The following is a 9574-nucleotide window of genomic DNA, read 5'->3' as shown; positions in this document are numbered from 1 at the left end:
CTTCACTGGCGGCGCCGTCCTGCTCGTTGAGCGCGAACTCGGGCTCGTGCAGCTCGCCGCCGGTGAGCGCAGCGACCTCGCGCGCAAGGCCGATGGCCGAGAGGCAGTCGCCGCGGTTGGGAGTCACCGAGAGATCGAGCAGCGGCGGCACATGCAGCACCTTGGCCACCGGCGTGCCGGGCTCGTTGTCGGCCTGCGCGCCTTCAAGCACGAGAATGCCGTCGGATTGTTCGGCCAGGCCGAGCTCTTTTTCCGAACAGATCATGCCACGCGATTCAACGCCGCGGATCTTCGCCTTCTTGATCTTGAAGCCGCCGGGAAGCTCCGCCCCTTCCAGGGCGACGCACACGCTCTGGCCCGCGTCCACATTGGACGCGCCGCAGACGATCTTCTGAACGGTATCCGCGCCAACGCGCACCGTGCACAGGCGCAGCTTGTCGGCATCGGGATGGGGCTCGATTGCTTCAACCTTGCCGACGACCACATTGTCCCAGCCGCGGCTGGGATCTTCGAGGTCTTCGAGCTCGAGGCCCGCCATTGTGAGTTGTTCGGCCAGTTCCTGCGGGCTGAGTTCCAGCGCGGGAACCAGGTCCTTGAGCCATTGGTAGGAAATTTTCACTAGTACTGCTCCAGGAAGCGCACGTCGTTTTCAAAGTAGAGACGAAGGTCGGGCACGCCGTATTTGAGCATCGCGAAACGCTCGATGCCCAGGCCAAAGGCAAAGCCCGAGTACTGCTCAGGGTCGTAGCCCACAAAGCCGAACACGCGCGGGTCGACCATGCCGGCACCCAGCACTTCGATCCACCCGCTGCCCTTGCACACGCTGCAGGCGCTGCCGTCGCGCTTGCAGAACACGCAGCTCATGTCGGCCTCGGCGCTGGGCTCGGTAAAGGGGAAGAAGCTGGGGCGAAAGCGCAGCTTCACCGATGAGTCGAACACCTGGCGGATGAACGAGCCGAGCGTCCCCTTGAGATCGGCGAAGGTCACGCCCTTGTCGATCCACAGGCCCTCGATCTGGTGGAACATGGGCGAGTGCGTGGGATCGGAGTCGCAGCGGTAGACCTTGCCCGGCGCGATGATACGCACCGGCGGCTCTCGCTTTTCCATGGTGCGGATCTGCACCGGCGAGGTGTGCGTGCGCAGCAGCACGCCGGGCTGGATGTAGAAGGTATCCTGCATGTCGCGCGCGGGGTGGTCGGCCGGGATGTTGAGGGCCTCGAAGTTGTAGTAGTCCTTCTCGACCTCGGGGCCGGTGGCGACGGTAAAGCCCATGCGCACGAAGATGGCGCGCAGCTCGCGCTCCATCTGGACGAGCGGGTGCAGGCTGCCGGCGGCCACGCCCGAGGCGGGCAGGCTCAGGTCGATGCTCTCCTTCTGGAGGCGCCCCGCCATGGCCGAGGACTGCAGGCTCTCGCGGCGCTCGGCAATGAGCGCTTCCAGGGCGTTCTTGATCTCGTTGGCCAGCTTGCCCACCGCGCCGCGCTCGGGCCCCGAGAGGTCTTTGAGCCCCTTGAGCACGGCAGAGAGCTTGCCGGCCTTGCGCCCCAGGTATTCGGTCTCCGCCTCGCGCAGCGCATCCTCGTCGCTTGCAGCGGCAATGGCGGCGCGGGCCTGGGTTTCGATCTCTTTGAGCTTTGCTTCCACTTGTTTCCCCTTGCCCAGATACGAGAATCGCCACGGGGCATCCCAGCGGGGGGAGCCAACGTGGCGATTCGCCGAAAGTGGGCCGGTTGTGAGCTTACGCTACTTGCTTGGCCACCTCGACGATGCTCGTAAACTGCGCCGGGTTCTCGTAGGCGATCTGGGCGAGCGCCTTGCGATCGAGTTCCACACCGGCTTCCTTGAGTCCGTGAATCAGACGCGAGTAGCTGAGCCCGTTCTCACGAGCGGCAGCGTTGATGCGCTGAATCCACAGGCCGCGCATGTCGCGCTTGCGGACCTTGCGGTCGCGGTAGGCGTATTTGAAGCCGCGGATGACGCTGTCACGGGCGGTCTTGAGCTGATCGCCATGGCCGTGACGACGGCCGCTGGCCATCTTCATGATCTTTTTACGACGGGCGCGGGCCTTGGTGCCCCGGGTTGCGCGTGCCATTTCTTTGCCTTCTCTCTCTCGTCAGGACGCCGCCCTTAGTAGGGAAGCATCGCCTTGACGGCCTTGAGGTTCGAGTCGTCGATGTAAGCGTTGTCGCGGTTGCGCCGCAGGGTCGACTTCGAATGAGTCGACTGGCAGTGACGGTTACCGGCACGCTTGAACTTGAACTTGCCCTTGCCGGTCTTGCGAATTCGCTTGGCGGCACCACGGTGGGTTTTCATCTTCGGCATTGTCTTCAGCTCTTTCTACGTCCCGCTTGCGCGGGACTTTGGTCTCTGTCTTCTCAGGACTCCGCTACGCTCTCGCTTGCGGCTTCCTCAGTCTTCTCGGCCGGCTTCTCTTCCGGCGTTGCGGCGGGCTTTTCAGCCTTTGCCGCTTCCTTCTTGGGCGCCTTGCCCTTGCCGCCCTGCTTGGCCACCGGCACGAGGATCGCGATCATCGTGCGCCCTTCGAATGTCGAGCGCCCTTCGAGCGCGCCGACGTCCTTGGTGTCCTCGACCACCTGGTCGATGATGCGCTGGGCCAGCGCCGGACGCGTAATCTCACGACCGCGGAAACGAATCGTGAGCTTTACCTTGTTGCCTTCCTCAAGGAATTCGATGGCCTTGCGAAGCTTGAACTCGTAGTCGTGCTTCTCGATCTTCGGCCGGAATTTTACTTCCTTGAGCTGCACCTGGTGCTGATGCTTTTTGGCTTCAGCAGCCTTTTTCTTCTGCAAATACTTGAACTTACCGTAGTCCATGAACTTGCAGACGGGCGGCGCGGCGTTGGGAGAAATCTCCACCAGGTCCATGCCACGTGACTTGGCCATTGCCAAGGCCTCGTCGGGCCGGAGAACGCCGAGCTGTTCGCCCTGTTCGTCAATTACCCGAATCTCCGGCGCACGAATGCGCTCATTGATTCGGGCCTGCGGTTCGCGCTCTCGCGAAGTCTGGCGACCCCTATAAATAAACTAGGCCCTCCGGCTTTCGATCTCTTCGCAAATCTGCGACACAAATTCCGATACTGGAAGAGCCGGCAGGCCCTGTTTCTCCCCGTATTTGCGGGGAGCGACCTTGCCCTCTTCCATTTCCCGGTCGCCGATCACCAATGCGTAAGGGATTTTCTGCGTCTGCGCCTCGCGGATCTTCAGACCCAGCTTCTCGTTGCGCAAATCGGCGGTCGCCCTTATACCCGAATCATTTAGGGTCTGCAATACCTTACGGGCGTAGTCGGCCTGCTCGTCGGTGATGGAGATGACCCGCACCTGCTCAGGGGCCAGCCAGGTCGGGAAGGCCCCGGCGTAGTGCTCGATCAGAATTCCGAAAAACCGCTCCATAGAGCCCATGAGGGCCCTGTGGATCATAATCGGACGGTGCTTGGCATTGTCGTCGCCCACAAACTCCATGGCAAAGCGCTCAGGGAGGTTGAAATCGAGCTGGGTCGTCGAGCACTGCCAGGTCCGGCCGATGGCGTCGCGGATGTCGATGTCGATTTTCGGGCCGTAGAAGGCCCCGTCGCCCTCTTTGACGGTGTATTTGAGGCCCCGGCTCTCAATGGCGGCCTTGAGGGCGGCCGTGGCCTTCTCCCAGATCTCCGGATCGCCGATGGCGTCGTCGGGCCGGGTGGAGAGCGCGATGTCGAAATCGTTGAATCCGAAGGTCTGGAGGACCTCCATCATCAGATCCAGCACCCCGGCGATCTCGGATTCGAGCTGGTCGGGGCGGCAGAAGATGTGGGCGTCGTCCTGGGTGAAGCCGCGCACGCGCATCAGCCCGTGGAGCTCGCCCGACTGCTCGTGGCGGTAGACGGTGCCGAACTCGGCCCAGCGAAGCGGCAGGTCGCGGTAGCTGCGCAGCCCGTTCTGGTAGATCAGGATGTGGAACGGGCAGTTCATGGGCTTGAGCTGGAACAGCCGGTTCTCGATTTCCATGGGCGGATACATGCGGTCGGCGTAGAAATCGCAGTGGCCGGACGTCTTCCACAGCTCCAGGTCCGCCACGTGGGGCGTGTTCAGGAACTCGTAGCCGCGCTTGCGGTGAATTTCCTTGAGATAGTTCTCGATGGCCTCGCGAATGCGCCCGCCCTTGGGGTGCCAGAACACCAGGCCGCCGCCGCCCAGGTCCTGGATGCTGAACAGGTCGAGTTCCTTGCCCAGCTTGCGGTGGTCGCGCTTCTTGGCCTCTTCCATCTGCTTGAGATAGACGCGCAGCTCCTTGTCGGAGGGGAACGCGGTGCCGTAGATGCGCTGGAGCATCTTGTTCTTCTCATCGCCGCGCCAGTAGGCGCCGGCCAGCCGCAGGAGCTTGAAGCTGCCCAGCTCGCCGGTGCTGGCCACGTGGGGGCCCGTGCACAGGTCGATGAAGTCGCCCTGGCTGTAGGCGCTGATGGTCTCCCCTTCAGGGATTCCTTCGATGATCTCGACTTTGTATTTCTGGCCGAGGCCCTTGAAGAGTTCGATCGCCTCGGAGCGCGGCATTTCCTTGCGGGCAACCGGGTCGTTGCGCTTCACAATTTCCTGCATGCGCGCCTCGACGGCCTCGAGATCTTCGGGGCTCAGAGAACGCTCGTAGTCGACGTCGTAGTAGAAGCCGTCGGCAGTGGCCGGCCCGATGGTGATCTCGATGCCCGGGAACATCTCGGTGAGCGCCTGGGCCATCAGGTGCGAGGTGCTATGGCGCAGGAGTTCGAGCCCCTCGGGGCTGCCTGCGTCGAGGGTGCCGCCTTCTGCCAGTTTGATCTGCTTTGCCACTACGTACCGCCTGAATAAAAACGAGGGCCCTGCTGCTTTCGAAACTGAAAGCGCGCGGAGCCCTCGTTTGCTCGTTCTCTGGTAGGCGCGGGCGGTTTCGAACCGCCGACCCCCACCATGTCAAGGTGGTGCTCTACCCCTGAGCTACGCGCCTGTTGAAAGCGCCGAAGCGCTCCAACGAAGGGGGCAATAATTGGCCAACTATTCACGTCGGGTCAAGCCCCAAATGACCGGATTTTGAGGCTTTTCCCCAATCTGCCCCGCGGGAAGACCCGCGAATGAAACAGGGCGGGCCGATGTTCAATGTTTTGGCGCTTTGGGGCCGGCGCCCTATACTGCCGCCTTGTCACTTTGAACACGTAAATTTTCAAGGAGCCGAAGGCAGGCCGCGCGCGCGAAATGCGGCCCTGCCCCATCAGTCATCATGCGTCTTGCCCTGCGTTTCCTCAATGTCGCCTTCCACATGACCTGGCACATCGGCCGGTATTTTCTGCTGCGCGCCGCGCACCTATTCACTTTCGACAAACAGGCCCGCCAGCTCAAGAACGAAGCCCTCCTGGGCTCGACCATCCGCGCGCTGCTCCAGGGCCTGGGAGCGACCTACATCAAGCTCGGACAGATCCTCTCGTCACGGCCCGATCTGCTGCCGCCCTACATCACCGAGGAGCTGGCCATCCTGCAGGACCGCGTGCCGCCATTTCCGTTCGAGGGGGTCGCAAAAATTTTCCAGGACGATTTCGGCAAGGGCGTCGATGAAATCTTCGACAACTTCACCCGCGAGCCCATCGCCGCCGCCAGCGTGGCGCAGGTCCACGAAGCCAATCTCAAGTCCGGCGAACGCGTGGCCGTCAAAGTCCGCCGCCCCGACATCGAGAAGACCGTTGAGCGCGATCTCTCGATCATGCGCTTCATGGCCGGTCTGGTAGAGACGCTCATTCCCATCGCCCGGCGCATGAACTTTGTCGCGCAGACAAAGGAATTCGGCGATGCCATCTACGCCCAGCTCGATTTCACGGTAGAGGCCGACAACAACCGGCGCTTCCACGAGAACTTCAAGGACCTGCCCTATGTGCACATCCCCAAACTGCACGAGGAGCTTTGCTCCAAACAGGTCATCACCATGGAGTTCATCGACGCGCTGAAGATCGACGACATTGTCGACATCATCAAGGTTCCCCGCAAGGACATGGCCATCCGGCTGTTCAAGATCTACACGAAGATGGTCTTCGACGACTTTTTCATCCACGCCGACCTGCACCCGGGCAACATCCTCTTCGACGATGCGGGCAACTGCTACATCCTGGACCTGGGCCTGGTGAACAACGTGCGCGAGGATTACCTGCCCACCTTCCTGCGCTTCAACCTGGCGATCTCCCAGCGCGATGGCAAAGGCGTGGCCCGCGCCTACGTCGAGGAATACGGAATCCAGCCAAAAGACTACGAAGCCTTCGAGGCCGACTGCGTCTCCATTCTCGACGAGCTCGAGGGCAAGAACGCCTCGGAAATCGAGTTCGCCAAGTATGTGCTCGACATGTTCAAGATGATCCGGCGCCACCACCTGCACCTGGACCCCAACGTCACGCTGCTCAACGTGGCGTATCTGACCTTCGAGGGCATGAGCCGGATGTTCGACCCGAAAATGGACGTGATGAGCATCTACGCCGCCGAGATCATGCGCGTGCTCACCAAGCCCGAATGGAAGGACGTCTTCGCCCGCCACTTCGGAAGAGCCCCCCAGGACGCCGACCGCGATGCGGCGCAGAACTGATTGCGGTTTCGAGTTTTCCGCGACGATTCAGGACTCACGCTTTTGGAATCATGTGCTGCTTTGCCCGGATCTCGCTCCAGGTGTGCTCCTGCGCGCCGAGTTCCTTGAGCGCGTTCACGATCGCCTTGACCGTGTGCGATTCGGACGCATCGGCGGGATCGAGAAAATGCTTGCGGTGGCGGACCTCGATGGTCAGCTCGACGTCGTAGCGAAAATTCCGCGCCGCCGATTCGTGGAGAAGCTGGTCGAAGGGGGCGATGGCGGAGCGGCTCTCGTGATCGTCGGGGGGGATTGCCGCGCGGGCGATCTTGCTGAGGTCCCGCCAGACCTGCGCGCACTCATGGCAGCCGGGATCGGGCGGATGGGCGGGCTGCACGTGCGTTCCATAGAGGGTCACGTCGAAGCCGATCTCCCTGGCATTGCCCTGAGTGTAGTTGAGATTCGGGCGCACCTCGTAGACAACCTTGTGCTGTCTGACCAGAAGATGGAGCTCTCTGTTGTGTACCGGGTCCATGCTCGCCTGCTCTCTTTGCCGCGAAGACCTTACCCGTTCTCGAAGGCCAGCTCGCCCCGCTCCAGAACCGCCTGACAACCAAGGCGCAGGCCCTCGCCAAGGCCCGTGTCGGCCAGCCGCTCGCGCTCTTTCTCGGTCGGGGCGGCCAGGTTCTCCAGGCCTTCCTTCACCACCATCGTGCAGGTGCCGCAAAATCCCTCGGCACAGCCAAATGGGAGGGAAGCACCGTTGTCCTCGCAAGCGTCCATTACCAGAGTGCCATCGGAAACCTCGGCCTCGATGCCGTCGGTCAGAAATCGAATCTTTGCCACGCTCTCGCTCCGAAAAAGGGAAAGTCCGGCCCCGGCCCGCACGCGCGCGGCGGCCAAGGTGCCGACATCACAGGGACAATGGCCGATTTTTCCGCCGGCGAAAAGGCGTCCCTGCCGCTGCGATTTGCCCGACCGACTGGTCGGGAGCGCTGCAATCGGGTAAGTATCGCCCCCGGCGGGCGCGGCGCATGCGACACGTGCGCCCGCAACAAGGCCATGGGGAACTCTGCCGAGCGCGCGCAACGCTCCGGTCATCTGCAATTCCCTGCGACAAGCAAAACGAAATTCAGGAGAGTGATCGAATGGGCAAAACACTGGTAACCGGCGGCGCCGGATTCATCGGCTCGCACGTGGTGCGGCTGCTGCTCGAACAAAACCGCGACGTGCGCTGCATGATCATGCACGGCGAGAATACGAAGAACATCGACGGCCTGGACGTGGAAAAGGTCGAGGCCGACGTCACCGATTCCGACCAGGTCAAGGCGGCCATGAAGGGCTGCGACCGCGTGTTCCACCTGGCGGCGATCTACGCTCTGTGGCTTCCCAACCGCCGCAAGATGTACGATGTGAACATCACCGGTTCGCAGAACGTGCTCTGGGCCGCCTACAAGGCCGACGTGGAGAAGGTCGTCTACACCAGTTCCATCGCGGCGCTCGGAGTCGAAGACGGCGAATCCCCCTCCAACGAGAAGACGGACTTCAACCAGATCGACAAGGCCAACGACTACGTCTTCTCGAAGTACCTCTCGGACCAGGATGCGAAGGTCTTCGCGCGCGAGGGGCTGCCGCTCACCATCGTGAACCCCGGCTTTCCCTTCGGCGCCCGTGACATCGCCCCCACCCCGACGGGCCAGATTCTGCTCGACATCGTCAACGGCAAGACGCCCGGCTATTTCGACGCGGGCTTCAACATCGTCGACGTTGAAGACGTCGCCCGCGGCCACGTGCTGGCCGAGGAAAAGGGCAAGGTCGGCGAGAGCTACTGCCTGACCAACCGCAATGTAAAAATGAAGGAGTTTCTCGACCTCGTGATGGAAGTGACGGGCATGCGCATCAAGCTGCGCAAGATCCCCATCAACGTCGCCATCGCCATGGGTTATGCGCTCGAATACCGCTCCGATACGGTCACCCACCAGCGACCGGTCGTCTCGGGCAAGGCGCTGCGCTACGCCAAGCAGTACCTGTTCTACGACAACACGAAAGCGCGCGAGGAACTGGGCCTGGAATTCACGCCCATCGAGGAATCCATTCGCCGCGCCGTCGAATGGTTCAAGGAAAACGGCTACATCACCAACCGCGAGTTCTTGAAGCGCGCTTCCTGAGGTTTCCAGTTCACGATGACAAAGGGCGGCCCGATGGGCCGCCCTTTTTTGATGAAGCGCTTGTTGTCTAAAAGATCGTTGTTCCCCTACTGCACCGTGCCTGTCGAAGTCGCCTTGACCGGTGCGGCGGCTTCGCCGGCAGCGGGCGTTCTCGCCGCGGGCATGTCCTCGGCGATGACCGGCGTGGAGGCCGGCACTTTCAGGGTGCGCACCTTCACCTCGATCGGGTTGTCGGTGATGTTCAGATAGGGCGTCACGTCCTGGGGATTGAACTCGCGCAGACGGAACAGGTACGAGCGCAAAGAGAACGGCCCCTTCTTCATTTTCTTCATTGTGTCCGAGAAGAAACCGACATTGTTCACGCCCGGCACGCGCTCGGGACGATCATCGCGCTCGGCATCGTCTTCGATGAAGGGCTGAAACCAGCTCGGCAGCGTCGGTCCGGGGATCATGCGGGAGAACCAGCCGTCCTTCTTGTCCTTGCCGAACCCGTAGATCGCGCCCCACTGGTAGGGCGCGCGCGAGAGTTCCTTCATGTTGGGCAGCCCGTCGGGCTTTCCATCGAAGGTGTAACCCTTGCGGTAAGTGCCCGTGTAGAAGGTCGCGCCGCGCACGTTGTCGTTGTAGTCCACGCTCACGCGCATCTCCGCGCTGGAGACGAAGGTATCGGCATCGATGGGCATCTTGCCGGTCAGGTCGAAGTCGAAGTGCGAGCGGTAGAACGCGGCCTCGAGATCTGTTCGCAGCGTCGGGATGATGGCGATGTGATAGGTGTTGCGCGAGCGACGAATCACCCGCACCGGGCCGTCGATGTAGCCGCGCAGCTCGGATTCGAG

At 62.1% G+C, this 9574-nt stretch carries 11 protein-coding genes and 1 tRNA gene; 2 read left to right on the top strand and 10 right to left on the bottom strand.

All coding sequences use genetic code 11. The annotated features are described in order from the left end of the window. From KDH09_09120 to KDH09_09090, 7 genes are all read right to left on the bottom strand, one after another. Positions 1-619 (bottom strand): phenylalanine--tRNA ligase subunit beta (locus KDH09_09120; GenBank protein ID MCB0219840.1); only part of this gene is annotated, 619 nt, incomplete at its 3' end. Further along, entirely contained in the window at positions 619-1644 is a 1026-nt protein-coding gene (gene pheS, locus KDH09_09115; GenBank protein ID MCB0219839.1) for a phenylalanine--tRNA ligase subunit alpha, read from the bottom strand. The genes KDH09_09120 and pheS, both read right to left, overlap by 1 nt. A gap of 94 nt (positions 1645-1738) precedes the next feature. Beyond that, a complete protein-coding gene (rplT, locus tag KDH09_09110) occupies positions 1739-2092 on the bottom strand; it encodes a 50S ribosomal protein L20 (protein ID MCB0219838.1) in 354 nt (117 codons plus the stop codon). Positions 2093-2127: 35 nt separating this feature from the next. Continuing rightward, positions 2128-2322 (bottom strand): 50S ribosomal protein L35, encoded by a 195-nt coding sequence (rpmI, locus tag KDH09_09105; protein ID MCB0219837.1) that lies wholly within the window; start codon positions 2320-2322, stop codon positions 2128-2130. 53 nt (positions 2323-2375) lie between these two features. Next, positions 2376-3041, bottom strand: a complete 666-nt coding sequence (infC, locus tag KDH09_09100) for a translation initiation factor IF-3 (GenBank protein ID MCB0219836.1) — start codon at positions 3039-3041, stop codon at positions 2376-2378. A 3-nt stretch (positions 3042-3044) separates the two neighbouring features. Next, complete coding sequence (gene thrS / locus KDH09_09095) at positions 3045-4823, bottom strand: threonine--tRNA ligase (GenBank protein MCB0219835.1); 1779 nt, start codon at positions 4821-4823, stop codon at positions 3045-3047. Between the two features lie 79 nt (positions 4824-4902). Further along, positions 4903-4977 (bottom strand) — tRNA-Val (locus tag KDH09_09090). Positions 4978-5247: 270 nt separating this feature from the next. Here KDH09_09090 and KDH09_09085 point away from each other — a divergent pair. Further along, complete coding sequence (locus tag KDH09_09085) at positions 5248-6591, top strand: AarF/ABC1/UbiB kinase family protein (protein ID MCB0219834.1); 1344 nt, start codon at positions 5248-5250, stop codon at positions 6589-6591. Between the two features lie 34 nt (positions 6592-6625). Here KDH09_09085 and KDH09_09080 read toward each other — a convergent pair whose 3' ends face one another. Together KDH09_09080 and KDH09_09075 are read right to left on the bottom strand one after the other, a co-directional pair. Beyond that, entirely contained in the window at positions 6626-7105 is a 480-nt protein-coding gene (locus KDH09_09080; protein MCB0219833.1) for a hypothetical protein, read from the bottom strand. 29 nt (positions 7106-7134) lie between these two features. Then, entirely contained in the window at positions 7135-7416 is a 282-nt protein-coding gene (locus KDH09_09075) for a (2Fe-2S)-binding protein (GenBank protein MCB0219832.1), read from the bottom strand. 302 nt (positions 7417-7718) lie between these two features. On the opposite strand from KDH09_09075, the gene KDH09_09070 reads away from it, so the two are divergent. Continuing rightward, on the top strand, positions 7719-8738 hold the full coding sequence (locus KDH09_09070) for an SDR family oxidoreductase (protein ID MCB0219831.1): 1020 nt from the start codon (positions 7719-7721) through the stop codon (positions 8736-8738). An 86-nt stretch (positions 8739-8824) separates the two neighbouring features. Here KDH09_09070 and KDH09_09065 read toward each other — a convergent pair. Further along, a partial coding sequence (locus KDH09_09065; protein ID MCB0219830.1) for a hypothetical protein occupies positions 8825-9574 on the bottom strand: 750 nt, incomplete at its 5' end.

Source organism: Chrysiogenia bacterium, from assembly GCA_020434085.1.
In the GTDB taxonomy this organism is placed as follows: domain Bacteria; phylum JAGRBM01; class JAGRBM01; order JAGRBM01; family JAGRBM01; genus JAGRBM01.
This window is presented reverse-complemented; position numbering and strand designations above follow the sequence as displayed.